The following is a 20,357-nucleotide window of genomic DNA, read 5'->3' as shown; positions in this document are numbered from 1 at the left end:
TAGGCTTAAAGATCATCAGAATATGCAGGTAATTCTATAAGGATTTTCATGCCACCTAAAGAGGAAGGCATCGCACTTATCTTACCATTATGAGCTTCAACAATATTTTCGCAAATTGCAAGACCTAAACCTGAACCTCCACTTGCACGATTTCGTGAGTTTTCTGCGCGATAAAAGCGCTGGAAAACAATTTTGTATTGAGCGCTATCTAACCCAGGAGCGCTATCTTCTAATGAAATAACAACATGATTTTGTTCTTTTTTAGTTCTGATATGCAATTGCCCACCTGAATAAGTATAGCGTACGCTATTCTCTAACAGATTATGGAAAAGCTGGATCAACCTATCAGGATCGGCTTGCACAATCAGTGGAGATAAATCATCTAATTCGGTGAGTAGTGTAATATCTTTAGTTTGATAGGTGTGACGATAAGAAGCCACCGCCAACAAAATCACCTCATTAATATCGATAAAATCTTTACGATAAGTTAACGAGCCTCTGTCTGATAATGAAAGCTGGTGGAGATCACCCACCAATTTAGTCAAATTTGTGACTTCAAATAAAAGGGAGTTTAGTGTTTCTGCTGTGGGCTTTCTGACACCATCTTGCAACGCTTCAAGTTCCCCTTTTAAAATGGCAAGGGGAGTTCGCAATTCATGTGAGATATCAGCCATATAATCGCGACGAATTTGCTCATTTTTTTCTAGTGTGCTGGCAAGTTGATTAAAATCGGTAGCGAGTTGGCTGATCTCGTCTTTACTGGTGGGCGTCACACGAACAGAAAAATCACCAGCCGCTAATTTATGTGTTGCCTCAACCAGTCGTTTAACAGGGCGTATCATATTGCGAGAAAGAATAAGTGTGATGAGTAAAGCAAAAAGAACTGCTAAACCTGCAATTATCCAACTGGTACGCAGTTGTTGTTTATCAAAACTAATATCCGCTTCACTGCTGATTTTATCAGCGGCACTGACAATCACCCAACCGACAATTTCATCATGAGAAGTAATGGGCTTTTTGAATATCTCTTCAGGAAATTGATTATCATGACCAAATAAACGTTTCATCTCTTTATCAACGATCCAAAACTGAGTACGCCAGCCCCTTGGCGCAGGTCCTTCACCACTTTGGCTTATTTGGTCAATACTACGTAATATTTGATAAAGAGAACGATCATCTCTATTGAGAAAACGCCAATCACCCGTTATTGCATATTGATCTGTTAAGGCTTCAGCTAAAAGAGTTGCACGCTGTTCGCTGTTTTTTTTGATATAGCCAATAAATCCCTGCTGAAAGCTACCTCGAATACCGATATGCATCGCAAGCACAACGGCCATACAAGTGGCGAATATGACTAAGAACAGCTTGCTTCTCAATTTCATGCATTTGCCTCTTTTTTGCTGATACGTCGTTGTTGCCAACGTTCACGCAATCCATCAAAAAATAGATAAATAACCGGGGTTGTATAAAGGGTCAGTAGTTGGCTCATTAATAAACCACCTACAATTGTTATCCCTAAAGGTTGTCTTAACTCGGCCCCATCTCCGCTACCTAACATTAATGGCAACGCGCCAAATAAAGCCGCGAGCGTTGTCATAATAATAGGACGAAAACGCAATAAGCTGGCTTGAATAATGGCATCTTTAGCTGATAACTTGCCTTCGCGCTGCGCGGTAATTGCAAAATCCACCATAATAATGGCGTTTTTCTTCACAATACCAATAAGCAACATAATGCCAATAAGTGCAATCAGACTAAAAGGTGTATTAAAAAGCTGTAATGCTAACAACGCACCTACGCCCGCAGACGGCAGGGTAGATAAAATGGTCAGAGGATGAATATAGCTTTCATACAGCACACCTAATACCAAATAGACCGTTACAATCGCCGCTAAGATAAGAATAAGCTGTGATTTTATGGTTTCTTGGAAAATCTGCGCGGTTCCTGCAAAGGTGCCTCTGACGGTATTAGGTACACCTAACTCTGTCATTGTGCGTTCAATAGAATCAATGGCATCAGCTAATGTATAGCCTTCGGGAATATTAAAGGCAATTGTTGAAGATGCAGATAATCCTTGGTGATTCACACTTAATGGTGCATTAGCAGGATACCAACTTGCAAATGCGGATAATGGAATACGTTCACCTTGTGAATTGACCACATACATTTTATCTAACGCAGAGACATCTTGGGTATATTGTTCAGAGACTTCCATCACCACTTTATACTGATTTAGCGGCGCATAAATGGTGGAGATCTGTCGTTGACCAAAAGCATTGTTCAGCAGATTATTGGCATCACTGACATTAATACCTAATTGCGACATCGTATCGCGATCGTAAGTCAGTGCCATTTCAGCGCCTTTATCTTCTTTATCAGAGTTAACGTCTACAAGCTGAGGTAATTCGCCTAACGCTTTACGAACAATAGGCTCCCATTTACGCAATTCGCTTAAATCATCTGCTAATAATGTAAATTGATAACTGGCATTCGCTTGGCGTCCACCCGCTCTAACATCTTGCACTGGCATTAAAAAGAGATTCGCTCCCGGCTCATTAGCGAGTTTGGCTCGTAAACGGTCGATCACTTTATTGGCGCTATCTGTACGTTCTGACAGTGGATTAAGGGAAATAAACATAAATCCACTGTTAATGCGTCCTCCGCCAGTAAAACCCGTTACGCTATCAACGTCTTTATCGGCATTAATTTCTTGCATAAAGCGGGTCATTTTTTCTTTCATCGATTGGAATGAAATACTTTGGTCAGCACGCACAAATCCCATTAAACGACCCGTATCTTGATCGGGGAAAAAGGTTTTTGGTGCGCTGATATATAAATAAATATTTAAGCCCAATGTGGCGAGAAAAATCGCCATAACCCAGCGTTTATGGCGTAAGGCGGCTTGTAATGTGACACTGTAACCTTGCTGAGCGCGGAAAAGTAACTTACCAAACCCCCGTAAATGCGACTGTGCTTTCGGTTTTATCCCTTTTAATAAATGCGCGCACATCATTGGGGTTAGCGTTAGAGAAACAAATAGTGAGATAGCGATAGCGGTTGTTAAGGTGATCGCAAATTCTTTAAATAGTCGCCCAACGAGACCATCCATTAACAGTAATGGAATAAAAACAGCAACAAGAGAAAGACTCATCGAAAGAACAGTAAAACCAACCTCACCAACCCCTTTCAACGCAGCATCTTTAGGTTTTAAACCATTCTCAATATGGCGAGAGATATTTTCAAGCACCACAATCGCATCATCAACCACAAAGCCCGTAGCCACAGTTAATGCCATTAATGAAAGGTTGTTTAAACTAAAGCCACAGAGATACATGGCTGAAAAAGTACCAATTAATGAAACGGGTACAGCAATTGCTGGGATCAGCGTGGCGCGACCTGAGCGTAAAAATAAGAACACGACTAAAATGACTAACGCCACCGCAATGGCTAACGCACGTTCAACTTCCGCTAGGGATGCGCGAATAGTAGGGGTTCTATCTTGTGCAACTTTTAAATCAACACTGGCAGGAATAAGCTCACGTAATTCTGGAAGCTCTTCACGAATGCGATTGACGGTTTCAATGATATTGGCACCCGCTTCACGACGAATAACCAGTAAGATAGCAGGCTCTCCGCCACTCATTCCTGCGGCTCGTGAGTTTTGTACGGAATCTGTGACTTGTGCCACATCACTTAGACGCACAACAGCATCTTGATTGTAATGCACAATAATTGGGCGATATTCAGCGGCTTTACTCAGCTCATCGTTAGTTTGGATTTGCCAGCGCCCCTCGTCATTATTTACGAAGCCTTGAGGTCGGCGCACATTCGCTTGGCTAATCGCTTTTCTGACATCATCAAGGCTGACATTTTGGTTAAATAACGCATCAGGATTGAGAGCAACACGTATCGCGGGTAATGATCCTCCACCGACAGAAACTTCACTGACACCCTCAATCTGCGAGATTTTTTGTGCCAAGCGAGTTGAGGCGAGATCGTAAAGCTCCCCTGTATTTTGGGTATCAGAGGTGAGCGTTAAGATCATAATCGGTGCATCAGAAGGATTCGATTTATAATAACGCGGACGGCTTGGCATACCTGATGGTAATAAGCTTTGTGAAGCGTTTAATGCCGCTTGTACATCACGAGCTGCGGTATTGATATTTTTGTTTAAATCAAACACCAGTGTGATATTGGTACTCCCCAGCGAACTGCTTGATGTCATTTCATCAATGCCCGCAATACGCCCTAAAGAGCGCTCAAGCGGTGTTGCCACAGAGGATGCCATGGTTTCAGGAGATGCCCCAGGTAAAGAGGCAGAGATATTAATAACGGGATAATCCACCTGTGGCAAAGGTGCCACAGGAAGTAACATAAAGCCTAATACACCGCAAAGTGAAATCGCTAAACTGAGCAATGTGGTTGCTACTGGTCGTTGAATAAAGAGGGAGAAGAACTTCATGATACAGCCCCGTTATTATTCTCAACGTGTTTATTACGGTTGATATAGAGCGATAATTTATCAAATAACAGATAAATTACCGGTGTTGTAAATAGGGTTAAAATTTGGCTCATAATTAAGCCACCAACCATACAAACCCCTAATGGCTGACGTAATTCTGCCCCAACACCAGTACTTAACATTAAAGGTAAAGCACCTAAAAGCGCTGCCATTGTGGTCATTAAGATGGGACGGAAACGTAATAAGCATGCTTGATAAATAGCCTCATAAGGTGTTAAACCTTGTTCTCGCTCAGCGGCAAGAGCAAAGTCTATCATCATAATCGCATTTTTCTTTACGATCCCGATAAGTAAGATGATCCCAATAATCGCAATAATATCAAGCTCGTTGCCTGCGGCGATTAAAGCCAATAATGCACCGACACCTGCTGTTGGTAGTGTAGATAAAATGGTAATAGGGTGAATAAAACTCTCATACAGCACACCTAATACAATATACATTGCGACAATTGCCGCGATAATTAGCCACAAAGTACTTGAAAGCGCACTTTCAAATGCTAACGTCGCCCCTTGGAATTGGGTGGTAATATCTTTTGGCATAGAAATTTGCTCTTCAGCCAATTTCACTGCTTTCACCGCTTCTTCAAGAGACGATTGTTCAGCGACATTAAATGAGAATGTTGCTGAAGGAAATTGCTCTTGATGATTAATAGAAAGTGGCGCTAAGCGTTGCTCAACGGATGCAATAGATAATAAAGGTACCATCGCCCCATCTTTACCCGTTAAATGCACGGCTGAAAGTGCCTGTAATCCATCACCATTACGAATATCTTGTTCTAATACCACGCGATACTGATTGGCTTGAGTGTAGATAGTTGAAATTAAACGCTGACCAAAAGCATTATAAAGTGCGTTATCTATTTCACTCATTGAAATACCTAAACGGCTTGCCGAGTCTCTATCCACTTTGATATACGCCATCATGCCGCCATCTTGCCAATCACTGCTGATATCCGTTAATTCTGGGCTATCTTTTAGTGCTTGAGAGAGCTTAGGTACCCAATAAGCTAATTCATCTAATGATGTTGCTTGTAACGTAAATTGATATTGAGTACGAGAAACTTGCGTATCAATCGTTAAATCTTGAGTTGGTTGCAGATAGAGCGTCATTCCTGAAATAGAAGCAATACGCTCTTGTAAACGAGGAATAATCACATCAATACGGGAATCCCTTTGATCAAGAGGCTTCAACGTAATTTGCAAACGACCTGTATTTAAGGTTGCGTTGCTTCCATCAATACCCACAAAACTAGCAATATTATCAATAGCCGGATCATCAATTAATTTATCAACGACTTGCTGTTGTTTTTCTACCATTGCTTGATAAGAAATAGATTGTGAGGATTCAATAGTACCTTGCAATAGCCCGTTATCTTGTAATGGAAAGAAGCCTTTAGGGATAAACATATATAGCAATACAGTTAGTACTAATGTGCTAAGGGCTACGCCAAGTGTTATCCATTGATGGTTTAAAACACGTTTGAGCCAAACTGCATACACGGCAATCATTCTTTCAAAGAAACGCTCGCACGCCATTTCAAAACGGTTGTGTTTGATTTCATTTTCAGGTTTTAGCAATCGAGCGCACATCATTGGCGTTAATGTGAGCGAAACTACCGCAGAGATAAGAATGGCAACAGCAAGGGTGATTGCAAACTCTCTAAATAAGCGCCCCACAATATCACCCATAAATAACAGCGGGATCAGCACAGCAATCAGAGAGAAAGTGAGTGAAATAATGGTAAAACCAATCTCACCGGCACCTTTTAAAGCGGCTGTTAACGGTTTATCACCACGTTCAAGATAACGGGAAATATTTTCAATCACGACAATGGCATCATCGACAACAAAGCCTGTTGCAATGGTTAATGCCATTAACGTGAGGTTGTTGACAGAGAATCCACAAAAATACATCACGGCAAACGTACCCACTAATGAAAGCGGTACGGCAATACTTGGAATTAAGGTTGCGACACCATTGCGTAAAAAGAGATAAATGACCATTACCACAAGGGCGATAGCCAAACCAAGTTCAAACTGCACATCTTTAACTGAAGCGCGGATCGTGGTGGTTCTGTCGGTTAAGATCTCAACATTAACGGATTTTGGTAAATTAGAGACTAAATCAGGTAATAAATTACGAATATTATCAGTGGTATCAATAACATTAACACCGGGTTGTCGTTGAACATTGATAATAATTGCTTGCTCATTATTTGCCCATGCACCTAATTGATTATTTTCAGGCGCTTGCTCAATAGTTGCGATATCAGATAAACGAATAGGCGCGTCATTTTTATAAGTAACGATTAATTGACGGTAATCTTCTAATGATTTCATCTGATCATTTGCAGATAACGTCACAGAGCGAGTTGGCCCATCAAGGCTCCCTTTCGCGGAGTTAACGTTCGCATTATTGATTGCTACACGAATTTTTTCACTATCTAAACCGTAAGATGCTGCGGCTTGAGCATTGAGTTTGACTCTAACAGCAGGGCGCTGACCACCTGCTAATGCCACCAAACCTACGCCATTAACTTGTGAAATTTTTTGCGAGATACGGGTTTCAACCATATCTTGCAACTGTGTCATCGGTAATGTGGAGCTAGTAACCGCCAAGGTTAAAATAGGCGGATCAGCCGGATTTACTTTGCTGTAAATCGGTGGATAAGGTAAATCAGAGGGGAGCAGATTAGTAGCCGCATTTATTGCAGCTTGTACTTCTTGCTCTGCAACATCTAAGGGTAATGTTAATTGGAACATCAGTGTGATCACCGATGCACCGCCAGAGCTTTGTGACGACATCTGTTTTAATCCGGACATCTGTCCAAATTGGCGCTCTAATGGCGCAGTAACTGCTGATGTCATTACATCAGGGCTTGCTCCGGGATAGAGAGTAACGACCTGAATAGTGGGATAATCAACTTCAGGTAATGCAGAGACGGGAAGCATGCGATAGCCGACAATCCCTGCGAGGAGTATGGCAACCATAAATAAAGTTGTTGCAACAGGGCGTAGAATAAATAAGCGAGAAGGTCCCCCACCTGTACCGTGTGTTTTTTCAGTCATTACGCTTTCTCCGCAACAACACGGTTATTTTCTTTCGTCTTTGGTGCCGTAGGTGTCACGATATCGACTTTTGCACCCTGCGTTAATCTATCCACACCGTCGGTTACAACACGCTGATCTGCTGATAAACCAGAGGCTATTACCACTTTTTCCGCATTTTGTAAGGCAACTTCAACACCTAATTTATTCACTTTATTTTCACTGTCTACAACCCAAACGAAGTGACCTTCATTGCCCATTTGTAAAGCTGCATTAGGAATAACAACGGCTTTTTCTAATGTGGTGACATAAAGACGGACATTTACAAACTGATTAGGAAACAGTGTCGTCTCTTGTTGAGGGAAGCGTGCTTTTAATTTAATCGTGCCCGTTGTTGCATCAATTTGGTTATCAACACTAAATAATTTTCCTTTAGCTAATTCAAATTGATTATTTCTATCTAATGCGGTGACGGGTAAATCAGCATTATTTTTACGTGCTTGAATAACATTCGCGAGATCTTGTTCTGGCAATGTAAAAAGCACATCAACCGGATCCATTTGATTGATAACGACGATAGGCGTAGATGAACCACCAGAAATATAATTACCCACATCAACTTGTTTTAAACCTACTTGCCCAGAAATAGGTGCCGTGATTTTGCTGTAAGTGAGTTGCAGTTGTGCATTACTGATAGTGGCTTCATCAATACGAATACTGGCTTCAGACTGTTTAACTAAAGCTTGCTGATTATCTAACTCTTGTTGTGAGACTAAATGGGTTTTTGCTAATTTCTGATAACGCGCTAAATCAAGACGTGCATTAGCTAATGTAGCCTGATCTTTTGCAAGTTGTCCTTTGGCTTGAGCTAATTGAACTTCAAATGGGCGAGAGTCAATTTCAGCTAATAAATCACCTTTTTGAACATGTTGCCCTTCGGTGAAATGTAATGCCATTAATTGACCTTCAACACGGCTAGTGACGGTTACACTGTTAGTGGCTTTTACCGTACCTAAAGCAGATAAAAATTGAGGCACATCTTCTTGTGTTGATGTTGCAACTTGAACAGGAGGTAAAGGAGGGCGACGAGATCCAGCTGTACCTCGGCTTTGTGAGCTTGTTGCTTGAGTTTCTTTATTTTCAGGCGACACTGTTTTTGCTGTATTAAATTGCCAATAAGCGTAACCTCCTGCGATTACGACAATTAAAGCAATAATAAGAGAAACTCTTTTTTTAGCATTTTTGTTTTTATTCATTACTTTTGTGATCCCACTGGCAACTAGCTAATCAGAAATACTGAAATGAAAATCTGGAATGGTGACATTCTACCTGTTTCTTCACGGTTAAAAATGGAGGAAATATGGAAATTAAGTCAAGGAATGTGTTTTGTTGGCGTTATTTTAATCAGTTAAAACAAATTGCTACTGGTATTTTTTTATCGCTGTTATTCAATAAGTGCTAATTTAGCAAAATAGAGATAAGCAGTAGCATAGCTTAATTGTTTATATAGCGATAATTAAGTAGAAAATAAATTATTGATTATCAGTGAGTTATTTTGTTTGATGTTTTTTTAATCGCATAACTATTTTGTACAAATGCCTGTAACTATGATAAAACGCAATAGTTAGTTATAATTCTTAGATAATTATGCTTTCCAGTGATAGAATGCCAACCTTGTTTTTCTCTGCGTTGAACTCTTTTCAAAGAATAACAATCCAGTATGAAATTCACCGAGCTTTAACTCTGTCTTGAATAACGAAATTTTTGTAAAAATTAGCCTAAATATAAAGGCGTAATAAAATAATTAGAGGTTTTTAGTGTCAACTGCAAACACACCTGACGATGGACAAAAACCGAGCCTGAATGCATTTAAACAGCCTCGTGCGTTTTATCTCATCTTCTCAATCGAATTATGGGAACGTTTCGGCTATTACGGTCTGCAAGGGATCATGGCCGTTTACTTGGTTAAAATGCTGGGCATGGGTGAAGCAGAAGCTATCACTGTTTTTGCTGCATTTACCGCATTAGTTTATGGTTTTGTGGCTATCGGTGGATGGCTTGGGGATAAAGTCCTTGGTACTAAAAGGGTTATTATTCTTGGGGCAATCGTACTGGCAATTGGTTATGCGATGGTGGCATTCTCTGATCACGATAAAGACGTGATTTATTGGGGACTTGCAACAATTGCAGTAGGTAACGGTTTATTTAAAGCTAACCCATCTTCATTATTAGCAACTTGCTATGAGAAAGACGACCCGCAATTAGACGGTGCATTTACGATGTACTATATGTCTATCAACGTAGGTTCATTCTTATCTATGTTAGCAACGCCATGGTTAGCGGCTAATTATGGTTGGGATGTTGCGTTTGCATTAAGCGTTGTGGGAATGCTGATCACCTTAGCAAACTTTATGGTTTGCCGTGGTTGGATCAAAGATAAGGGTTCTAGACCTGATTTTGAACCGCTTAATTATTCAAAATTGTTATTAACGCTGGTGGGTATTGTAGCTTTAACGGCGGTATCGACTTGGTTGTTACATAATAATGAAGTGGCAAGTTGGTCTTTAGCTGTTATCTCATTAGGGATCATCCTGATTTTTGCGCGTGAAACCTTTATGATGAAAGGTGCGGCACGTCGTAAGATGATTGTGGCATTCTTGCTGATGGTTGAAGCCGTGGTCTTTTTCGTTCTTTACGATCAAATGCCAACATCTTTAAACTTCTTCGCAATCCATAACGTTGAGCATTCTATTTTAGGTTTCAGTGTTCAACCTGAGCAATTCCAGTCACTTAATCCATTCTGGATCATGTTAGCAAGCCCGATATTAGCGGCGGTATATAACTTTATGGGTGATAAACTGCCTATGCCATATAAGTTCACCGTAGGGATGTTCTTAAGTGCGACGGCATTCTTAGTGCTACCATTGGGTGCAAGCATGGCAAATGAGGCGGGTATTGTGTCTTCATGGTGGTTAGTTGCAAGTTATGGTTTCCAAAGTATTGGTGAGCTAATGATTTCAGGGCTGGGTCTTGCAATGGTTGCTCAACTTGTACCACAGCGTTTAATGGGCTTTATTATGGGTGCTTGGTTCTTAACTTCGGCAGCCGCTGCAATTATTGCAGGTAAAGTTGCAAGCCTGATGGCAGTACCAGAAGACGTACAAAGTGCTCACGCTTCATTAGAAATTTACAGTAGCGTATTCTTACAAATCGGTATTGTAACGGGTGTTATCGCAATTTTAATGCTGATCACTGCACCTACGCTAAGCAAAATGACACAGTAATTTGTGCCATTAAAAAATAAAATCTTAAGAAAAATAAAGGATGCCATGAGGCATCCTTTTTTGTCTCCGAATAAAAACAAGTTTAATTCTTATTGCATACCTTCTATTTCAATCAAATAAATGACTATTATTTATACTTGTTCTTTACACTTTACTCATCATATAATAAATAAAGTGTAAAGGAGGTGTTAATGAACAGCACAATGCAAAAAAGATCAATACAACAACTCTCAGTAGAGAGAACGGCTGTTCTTAAAAGAATAGCTAATTTGACAAAAGAGCTAGTTGAAGCCTTAGCAGAGAAAAAAAGCTTAACTCATGCTTTAGAGATGACTGATAATGAGTTAGCTAAGCTTATTTTTGAAACTCAACTTGAACGAGCCTGTGAAATATCTCCGAGAGAACAACAAAAAATTGCTCGCTTAAATGAAGGTGCGATTAAATTTTCAGAACAACTAACAGCATTAGGTGGAGTTTGCCGAACAAGCCAAGCGGCTGAAATTTTGGATGTTAAACGTCAAACAATTAATAATCGTCTGAAAGCCAATAAATTATTAGCGGTTAAAGTTGGAGGAGAATACCGATTACCAGTATTTCAGTTTGATGGTAATAAATTAATTGATGGGTTAGAAGAAATTTTGGTGTTATTGGGTGATCTGAGTTCAACAACAAAAGTATCATTTTTAACCAATATGTATTTTTTTGATGATGATGATAAGGATCTGAATATTATCGAAATATTAAAAAAATATGGTCGTATGAGTGAACAAATGCAGGAAATAATTCATCAAACTAAACTTTTTGGCAAACATACTTCTTTTTGATAAACAGCTCAATTCGAGCTGTTTACTCATCCGCATTAATCTCAAATCTTAATGTTTCTGTAATGATCTCAATACCTGAAATATCATCATATTGCCAATTCTGAGGAAAATTTTCTTTTTTATCATCATGATAAATATCAAGAGAGCAGTGTGATATTTCTGCTAAAGGATTAATACGCTCTTTTCTAGCCCAAAACGCAGTACACATTCCCAAATAGTGTCTTGAAGGATAGGTTATACCATCATAATCAAGTTCAGGTGTATTGGCAGCCCAATCAACAATGGATTGAGTAAAATTATAACGTTTACCCATAGTTTTATCCGCAGTGATATGCAGTATGCCCTGTAATTTTGACATATCAATGAGTTTTGTTTTTCGTGTAGTGTTGAGTGTATATATTTGTGCTTTTTTTAAGTCGCTCAATCCAAGAATAAATGTTTTGTTATTTTGATAAAGACGCCCTAAAGATTCAGCTATGGCAATAACGGCATAATCAGCGGTGTAGCAAATCCCTGTCCTTGCGGTTGGATCATTATAGCGTCCCATTTCTAGAGGATGATTTGGTATCGCATAATGAATGCCTGATGAATAAGGCTTCCATTGCCATCGTTTTTGTTGTTTTTTTCTTTGTATTTTATAAGGGATATAACCTTGGAATTCTAGCTCATTCAGCTTTGTGTAAAGCATTTTTCTATTTTGATATTTCATGGATTTTTTTAATCTTCCCTATTAAAAAAACAGCGCTTTGAATAGGGTAAAGAGCAAATAACACCTTATCAATACTTTGATCTTTAAAGAAATAAAATTCAGAAAAACTGCAAATCACAAAAAAATACCGCCCTTAATAAGGGCGGTATTGCGTAAGGGGACTGGTAGAATATCCTGTGATATTGATAAAAACCTAACCGATCACTTTATCAACGTGTAATGCAACATCTTTCTCGCGAGTTGTGGGTTTAACGGCTGTCCAACCTTTATAAGCTAAAGGTAAGAAGGCGACTGCAATCGCTAATAATGATACGCCCGCAACATAATATGCACCTGCCATTGCCGTTTTTTCTAACCATATTCCTGTTAACATTGGCGTTAAGCCACCGAATAAGGCATAAGCCATATTGTAAGCAAAAGACAAACCAGAAAAACGAATTGATGGTGGAAATGCTCTTGTGCTAACGATAGGTGTAGTTGCAATCGCTCCAACAAAAAAGCCCATCAAACCATAGTTAAATGCTAACTGAAAACCTGACATTGCTGCATCTAAACTGCCATAGAAATGGAATGCGGTAACAATCAAACCACCCCATGATAATGTCATTGATGCGCGTGTTCCTAACTTATCACTAATCCAACCCCAGAATATGCAACCTAAGGTTAAAGTTAATGTTGCAACACAGTTTGCTTCTAATGATGTCGTTCTATCAATTTTATAGATCCCTTCAACAATGACACCGGGGGTCATCAAAATGGTGACAACAATCGCCGTTGATAAAGACCATGTTAATACCGCAGTAATTAAGCAGGCTTGTTTGTGATTTTTAATCACTGAAACCACAGGCATTTCTTGTGCTAACGCTTTTTTCGCTGCCATCTCTTTAAAGATTGGCGTTTCTTGTAAGAAGCGACGCAAATAAACAGAAATCAAACCGAACACGCCACCTAAAATAAACGGTATACGCCATGCAAAATCACTAACTTCTTGGGCGCTATAGCTACGTTGGACTACAATCGCCACGATTGAACCTAATAAAATACCGCCAGTAATGCCTGAGGTTAATGTGCCTACACCTAAGCCATAACGTTGTTTTGGGGTGTGCTCTGCGATAAATACCCAAGCTCCCGGCATTTCACCACCAATAGCTGCACCTTGCATAATGCGCATTAATAACAACAATAATGGCGCTGCAATACCAATACTGGCATAAGTTGGTAATAAACCAATAACTAATGTTGGTACAGCCATTAAGAAGATACTTAAGGTAAACATGCGCTTACGCCCGATAATATCTCCGTAGTGTGCCATAATAATGCCACCTAAAGGACGAGCAAGATAACCGGCTGCAAAGATACCTAATGTCTGCATTTGTGCAATAAAGGCGTTATCACCAGGAAAAAACAAGTGGCTCAATGTTTTCGTAAAGAACACGAAGATCACGAAATCATAGAACTCCAAAGTTCCCCCTAGTGAGGATAAACCCAACGTTTTATAGTCGCTGCGATTTAATGGTCTTGCCGTAGGTTGACTCAACGGCTGAGTGGAGTGTGATTGTGATGTCATAATAACAACCTATAATAATCATCGTGATAAAAATAATAAGTAATAAAATCACAATTAGATTCTTTTTAAATGTGCGAATAAAATAGGGCGAAAATAAATAACAGGGAAAGGTTATTTAAAGGCTATTTATACGAGAAAGAATAATGTTGTGATGATGGTTTAAGTTATAACAGGAAGCTCTTAATGATGTAAATAGATGAAATTAAAACAACATCATTAGCTATAAATCAATATATTTTAGGTTTTTAGTTTCACTTGATAGGGTAAGTTTGGTATTAAACTTCATTTAATTAAATCTCAACAATATATAATAAAATTATTATATAAATTTAAAATGAATAATATTTTAGTGTTTTTAAATAAAAAAGGTTTTGTGTTAAATATATTTATTCAAGTCTAAATAAACAGGGGAATAATAAATTAAGGTATAAGTTAATTTATTATTATTCCATAAATTAACTTATTATTAGATAATTAAGAAAGCTAATAGTATTAATAATGAAAGATATGACCTGATAGAAAATGAAATATTAGAATATTCTACTGTATGTTAAATATTGATGTATTGAAATTTAGTTTCAATATTTGTTTGTTTTTTGAAATTAAAATCCAATGAAATTTATAATGATAATTTTATTTTTGTGTTTTTATGCAAATTGTGGCTTTTGTGCGCTTTTCAGTTAAGTTGAAAATAAAAACAAAAAGAGGCATCAAAAAAATTATTCTTGGTTATAATTACATCGGGAAGTCAATTGAACAGGAGGATTTATGATCCCTATCTCAATCAGTACTGCTCTCTTAGCTGCAATTGTTTTGTTCGCATCACTTTCTATCGTCGCATTAGGCGGTGGTTTAGTATTAAAAGCCATGCTTAATGACGCCAATCAAAATGACAGTTATTTATTAAGTAACTCTGTTAAAAAGACTTTTATTACTTCACTCGTTATTGCATTGTTGCTTGTCTATTATTACCTATCAACAACGGTCTAATATCTGTTTGATGGACATAAAAAAACGCCACTGTATTTTATTATCAGTGGCGTTAGTGTAATAAGGGTGTTTTAAACTAAGAAGATAGTCGCTAAACCTAAGAAGATAAAGAAACCACCTGTATCTGTAATAGCGGTTATCATCACGCTCGAACCAATAGCGGGATCTTTACCTAATTTAATCATTGTCATTGGGATCAATACACCCATCATGGCAGCCATTAAGAGGTTTAATACCATCGCCATTGTCATTACCGCCCCCATAGCAAGGTCGCCATAGAGAAGGAAGGTGACAATTCCCATTATTCCTCCCCAAACAACACCATTAATAAAGGCAACGCCAAGTTCTCTTAAAATTAAGAAAGAAAAACTGCCAGTTTGAATTTGGTGTAGCGCTAATGCACGGACAATCATTGTGATGGTCTGATTACCTGTATTTCCCCCAATACCCGCAACAATCGGCATCAATGTGGCGAGAGCAACTAATTGGGAAATAGTATCTTCAAAGACACCGATAACACGAGAGGCAACGAAAGCAGTACATAAGTTGATAGCAAGCCAAGTCCAACGTGTTTTAACCGCTTGTCCGACAGGTGCGAAAACGTCTTCTTCTGGGCTTAACCCCCCCATACGACGAATATTGGTATCGCTCTCTTCATGCATGTTATCAACGATATCTTCAACGGTTAATCGACCCATTAGAAGACCATTACTATCAACAACAGCCGCTGAAATTAAGTCATAACGTTCGAACGCACCCGCTGCGTCTTCGCCTTTTTCTTCAGGCATAAAGCTCACGGTGTCTGTTTTCATTACATCAGAGACAAGTTTATCAGGCGATTGTGTTAAAACAGTGGTTAATGGAAGTTCGCCCAATAGATGGTTTTTATTATCAATAACGAAAATTTTATCCGTTGCTTCAGGAATAGAGCCTCGTTGGCGTAGATAGCGCTGTACCGTTTTTAACGTAACATTGCCTCGCACAGTGACGAACTCAAAATCCATCATCTGACCAACGCTGTCTTTGGGATATTGAAGTACTTCTCTTATCCTATTACGCAGACTTGGTTCTAAATAGGTAAGAAGTCGGCGCATCGTATCGCGAGGTAAGTGCTCTGCGATGTACGCTTGTTCATCCACATGTAATGTGGCGACCGATCGTAATAACTCACGGTCAGTCATATCTTTAATTAAGCTGTCCCAAACGGCGACAGAAGCTTCGACTAAAACAGCACCACGTTCATTATTATCAACCAAATGCCACAAGGCTAGACGTTCATCATAGGGAAGGGCTTCAAGAATATCTGCAATATCTGCCGCGTGTAGATCTTGTAGTAATTCTCTAACAGTGGTGATTTTTTCATGAAGTTCGTGGTGGCTCAGCCTATCATTTTCACTTGCTTCACCTAAAACGGTTTCAACAAAATGATCATCTTCGAGAAAGATACTCAAAATTTGCTGACGCAGGTGTGCCACTTTTTGTGAATACGGATTGATGGCAGCCGCAGTATCATTGTTGATAGCTGGTTGAGACATGTTATTCCTTTTTAATTCTTACGAGGGAGATAACCATTGACACTAATTATTCCATTTTAGGATGATTATCGGTCTTCTCCGTATAAAAAATATGAATCTTGAACAATATTGCGTTGGTGATGTTCATATTATCGTCACAAATCAAACCTATGTTGTTATGTGATAGTTGTTGTATGATAGATGCAACAAAAGACGCGTTGACTAGCGTCTTTTTCTGTATAATATCATATTGTTAAGCATATTCCTCTTTTATATCCAGTTTCCAGCCCGGAACTGCCTGCCAATGTTCTTGTTCTTTTTCTAAATCCAATTCCATCAATGTGTTATCGGAAAGATAGTTTGCAGGAAAATAAAGTGTCCAATGATTTTCATCTGTAACTAAACGCAAAGATGCAGGTTTTGTCGTCGATTGTCGCTGATTATTAAGTAAAGTTGCTAATCTTAGTATTTGTACGAGCGGAAAATACTGTTTCTTTTTATAAAGATTGAATTTAGGCAACTCATCTAACTTGATCCCTTTTCGGTGATAGCGAACGAGAGTTGTTAATAACAGTTGTTGTTCTTGATTAAAACCAGGCAAATCAGTATTTGAAAGAATATAAGCAGAATGTCGGTGTAACCCACTTAAATTAATACTTAATCCCACTTCATGTAACATGACAGCCCAAACTAAAATAGCCTCTAAATCAGGGCGAACCAGTTTAGGATTTTGTTGCGCCCACTGAGCATAAAGAGATTGCATTGTTTCAAGAACACGCTTTGCTTGTTCTCTATCGATATTATAGTGTTCTGCAAGGCTTTTAGCTGTGCGCTGGCGAATATCTTGATGGCGAAATCTGCCTTCCATTTCATAAAGCACGCCTTCACGTAATGCACCGTCAGATAGGTGTAGGGCTTTTAATCCTAACGAATCAAAAATGCCGCATAAAATCGCCAAACCTGGAACAAAAACATGTTTACGTTCATCGGATAAACCCGGCAGGGCGATATCTTTAAATTTCTTAAATCGTAAAACTTGTTTCGTGAGCATAAGTAGGCGTTCTGGGGTGATAACACCGTCTTTTTCACCAAACTCAACTAAGATCTCATGAGCTGCTTTAATGGTGCCTGATGCTCCTAAAGCCACATCCCAACCAGTCATTTTATATTGCCATGCAATTTTTTCCATTTTACGGGCAGCTTTTTCTCGTGCTTTACGAAAAGCAGATTCACTGATTTTCTGTTCTGGGAAAAATTGACGGCTAAAACTGACACAACCCATACGTTGGCTTTCGATTAAAATTGGCTCAAAATTTTCACCAATAACTAATTCTGTTGAACCACCACCGATATCGATAACGAGTTTTCGACCTTTTTCAGATTGAGTGTGTTCAACACCCATAAAAATAAGTCGAGCTTCTTCATGCCCTGAAATAATTTCAATAGGATAAGGAATAACTTCTTTGGCTCGTTGAAGAAAGACTTTTGCATTAGTGGCGACACGCAAAGTGTGCGTTCCCACGACGGTGACATTTTCTGCAGGAAAACCCTGTAATCTTTCAGCAAAAAGAGAAAGGGCGGATAACCCACGTAACATAGCCTCTTCGCTTAATTCGTTATCATCATCAAGCCCATCTGCAAGATAAACTCGCTGTTTTAAACGGCTTAATACTTGTAATGCGCCATTAACAACACGCGCAATTATCATATGAAAACTATTAGAACCGAGGTCAATAGCTGCAATTTCTAAAGGACGTGGTGATGAGTCATTTTGTGATAAAGGCATAAAGTTACGCTCGTGAACCTGGTTGTTCTAACAATTTAATATACTCATAGACAGCAAGCTGGGAACGGATCTTACGTTTATTTCCACGAGGAACATAGCTATTTGTTAAATCTTTATCGATATAACGTGCTTTTACGGTGTCATTAAATTGAATATCCAGTATATCAAGAACACGTTGTTTTAGTTGAGGATCAAGCAACGCCACGGCAACTTCAATGCGATAGTCAAGATTTCGCGTCATCCAATCGGCAGAGGAGAGAAAGATTTTTTCATCCCCTTTGTTAGTGAACACATAAACACGATCATGCTCTAAAAAGCGGTCAACAATACTGGTTACTTGAATATTTTCACTAAATCCCGGCTGATTAGGCACTAAAGAACACATACCACGGACTAACAGCCGTACTTTTACACCAGCTTCTGATGCGTCATAAAGGCGATTAACTAATTCTTCATCAACTAAATTATTCACTTTTAATGTGATCCCAGCAGGATGCCCAGCTTGAGCACTGTGAATTTCATTGGTGATTAACTGATTTAAAAGGGTACGCGAATTTTGTGGCGAAACCATTAAATGCTCAAAGGTAACAGGGCGATAAGGATTTTCAATAAAGCTAAAAACGCGGCGTACTTCATTGGTAATTTCAGTGTTAGCCGTTAATAGTGAATAGTCAGTATAAAGACGAGCGGTTTTTTCGTTAAAGTTCCCGGTCCCGATATGCGCATAGCGAATGATTTCACCATTTTCTAAACGTGAAATGATAAATAACTTTGCGTGAATTTTTAGACCCGGTGCAGAGAAAATAACGTGTACACCCGCTTCTGTCAGGCGTTTTGCCCAGTGGATATTTGCCGCTTCATCAAAACGCGCTTGTAACTCGACAACTACCGTGACACGTTTGCCGTTATGCGCGGCATGGATCATCGAATCAATGATTCGAGAGTCTTTCGCTACACGGTAAATATTGATTTTTATTGAGATAACACTTGGGTCAAAAGAGGCTTGGCGCAACAATTCCAGCACATGTTCAAAGGTATGATAAGGATAATAGAGTAAAACATCACGCTCACGTATCGCATCAAAACCATTGCGGAAATTATCAAACCAAATATGGCGTAAACGTGGGATCGGTTTATTTAACAGAAATTTACTCCCCTCATTTGGGAAGTTAATAAAATCTTTAAAATTATGATAACGACCACCAGCAATGACGGAGTCATTATTCGATAAACCTAATTTACTGCGCAGCAACGCCACCATTTCATCTGGCATATCACGTTGATAAACAAAACGGACAGGCTCTGCGGTAAGACGTTGTTTTAATGTTGATGACATCATTTCAAGTAAACTTGATTCCATTTCTGTCGCAAGATCGTACTCTGCATCTCGCGTCATTTTCATGGAATAAGCATTTAATGAATCATAATCGAAAAAGCCTTTAAACACCTCATCAAGACAGTAGCGTAAAATATTATCCAATAAAATCATGGATTTTTTCTTACTACGCCCTTGGTCTGTCGGCAGAATAACAAAACGAGGTACTTTATCTGATGGAATTTCTAACAGGGCATAATGAATAATTTGCCCTTGCACAATTTCAACCGCTAAATAGGTATAGTCATCTTTAAGAAACTCAACTAGATCTGTTTCAGGGTTAATTAAAATAGGCGTTATGTGTTTTCTTAAATTCTGGCGGAAATATTGGCGCAACCAGATTTGTTGATTCGGTGAGATTTGGCGTTCATTAATTAAAAAGATTTGGTTTCGCGCCATTTCAAGTAACAAATCATTGTATAAAGCATCAAACTCTTGGTCGGCTTTAGCCACTTTTGATTGAATTTTCTTTATAAGATGGCGAGCATGGCTTGATGCAGAGCGGGAGCCTCGCTCTTCATTAATTAAAATACGGCGTTTTACATCAGCAAAGCGAACCTTATAAAACTCATCAAGATTATTTGAATAGATCCCCAGAAACCTGACTCTTTCAATTAACGGGTTTCGTTTATCAGCCGCCTCTTGTAAAACACGTTCGTTAAACGCAAGCCAACTGATCTCTTTATCAATATAGAGTCGTTCCTGGGACATCTGAACTCCAACAAGGGTTAAAGTTAAA

General features: G+C 39.0%; 12 protein-coding genes. 3 read left to right on the top strand and 9 right to left on the bottom strand.

Annotated elements, in window-relative coordinates; genetic code table 11:
* Positions 1 to 5: 5 nt before the first annotated feature.
* From baeS to QQS39_RS11200, 4 genes are read right to left on the bottom strand one after another with little or no spacing between them, the layout of a single operon-like run.
* On the bottom strand, positions 6 to 1,382 hold the full coding sequence (gene baeS / locus QQS39_RS11215) for an envelope stress sensor histidine kinase BaeS (RefSeq protein ID WP_196736201.1): 1,377 nt from the start codon (positions 1,380 to 1,382) through the stop codon (positions 6 to 8).
* Positions 1,379 to 4,462 (bottom strand): multidrug efflux RND transporter permease subunit MdtC, encoded by a 3,084-nt coding sequence (gene mdtC, locus QQS39_RS11210; RefSeq protein WP_285804535.1) that lies wholly within the window; start codon positions 4,460 to 4,462, stop codon positions 1,379 to 1,381. The genes baeS and mdtC overlap by 4 nt, the downstream gene beginning before the upstream one ends.
* Positions 4,459 to 7,590, bottom strand: coding sequence for an MdtB/MuxB family multidrug efflux RND transporter permease subunit (locus QQS39_RS11205; protein WP_151435429.1), 3,132 nt, complete (start codon positions 7,588 to 7,590; stop codon positions 4,459 to 4,461). The genes mdtC and QQS39_RS11205 overlap by 4 nt, the downstream gene beginning before the upstream one ends.
* A complete protein-coding gene (locus QQS39_RS11200) occupies positions 7,590 to 8,825 on the bottom strand; it encodes an MdtA/MuxA family multidrug efflux RND transporter periplasmic adaptor subunit (RefSeq protein ID WP_285804534.1) in 1,236 nt (411 codons plus the stop codon). The genes QQS39_RS11205 and QQS39_RS11200 overlap by 1 nt, the downstream gene beginning before the upstream one ends.
* Before the next feature lie 561 nt (positions 8,826 to 9,386).
* Here QQS39_RS11200 and dtpA point away from each other — a divergent pair.
* Complete coding sequence (dtpA, locus tag QQS39_RS11195; protein ID WP_151435427.1) at positions 9,387 to 10,853, top strand: dipeptide/tripeptide permease DtpA; 1,467 nt, start codon at positions 9,387 to 9,389, stop codon at positions 10,851 to 10,853.
* A 191-nt stretch (positions 10,854 to 11,044) separates the two neighbouring features.
* Entirely contained in the window at positions 11,045 to 11,677 is a 633-nt protein-coding gene (locus QQS39_RS11190; protein WP_285804533.1) for a helix-turn-helix domain-containing protein, read from the top strand.
* Between the two features lie 22 nt (positions 11,678 to 11,699).
* Here QQS39_RS11190 and QQS39_RS11185 read toward each other — a convergent pair whose 3' ends face one another.
* Together QQS39_RS11185 and QQS39_RS11180 are read right to left on the bottom strand one after the other, a co-directional pair.
* Entirely contained in the window at positions 11,700 to 12,386 is a 687-nt protein-coding gene (locus QQS39_RS11185) for an RES domain-containing protein (RefSeq protein WP_285804532.1), read from the bottom strand.
* 193 nt (positions 12,387 to 12,579) lie between these two features.
* Entirely contained in the window at positions 12,580 to 13,953 is a 1,374-nt protein-coding gene (locus QQS39_RS11180) for an MFS transporter (protein ID WP_151435426.1), read from the bottom strand.
* A 768-nt stretch (positions 13,954 to 14,721) separates the two neighbouring features.
* Here QQS39_RS11180 and QQS39_RS11175 point away from each other — a divergent pair.
* A complete protein-coding gene (locus tag QQS39_RS11175; protein ID WP_285804531.1) occupies positions 14,722 to 14,943 on the top strand; it encodes a hypothetical protein in 222 nt (73 codons plus the stop codon).
* A gap of 71 nt (positions 14,944 to 15,014) precedes the next feature.
* On the opposite strand, the gene mgtE is transcribed toward QQS39_RS11175, so the two are convergent.
* The 3 genes from mgtE to ppk1 all read right to left on the bottom strand — a co-directional run bounded on the left by mgtE (position 15,015) and on the right by ppk1 (position 20,329).
* Positions 15,015 to 16,478: a magnesium transporter gene (mgtE, locus tag QQS39_RS11170; RefSeq protein ID WP_151435424.1), complete on the bottom strand. Its 1,464-nt coding sequence runs from the start codon at positions 16,476 to 16,478 to the stop codon at positions 15,015 to 15,017.
* A gap of 232 nt (positions 16,479 to 16,710) precedes the next feature.
* Complete coding sequence (gene ppx, locus QQS39_RS11165; protein ID WP_151435423.1) at positions 16,711 to 18,243, bottom strand: exopolyphosphatase; 1,533 nt, start codon at positions 18,241 to 18,243, stop codon at positions 16,711 to 16,713.
* A 4-nt stretch (positions 18,244 to 18,247) separates the two neighbouring features.
* Positions 18,248 to 20,329, bottom strand: a complete 2,082-nt coding sequence (gene ppk1 / locus QQS39_RS11160) for a polyphosphate kinase 1 (protein ID WP_151435422.1) — start codon at positions 20,327 to 20,329, stop codon at positions 18,248 to 18,250.
* Positions 20,330 to 20,357 lie beyond the last annotated feature (28 nt).

The sequence above is a fragment of the Proteus appendicitidis genome, assembly GCF_030271835.1.
Lineage (GTDB): Bacteria > Pseudomonadota > Gammaproteobacteria > Enterobacterales > Enterobacteriaceae > Proteus > Proteus appendicitidis.
The sequence above is the reverse complement of the archived record's forward strand: the minus strand, read 5'-3'. Positions and strand labels throughout refer to the sequence as shown.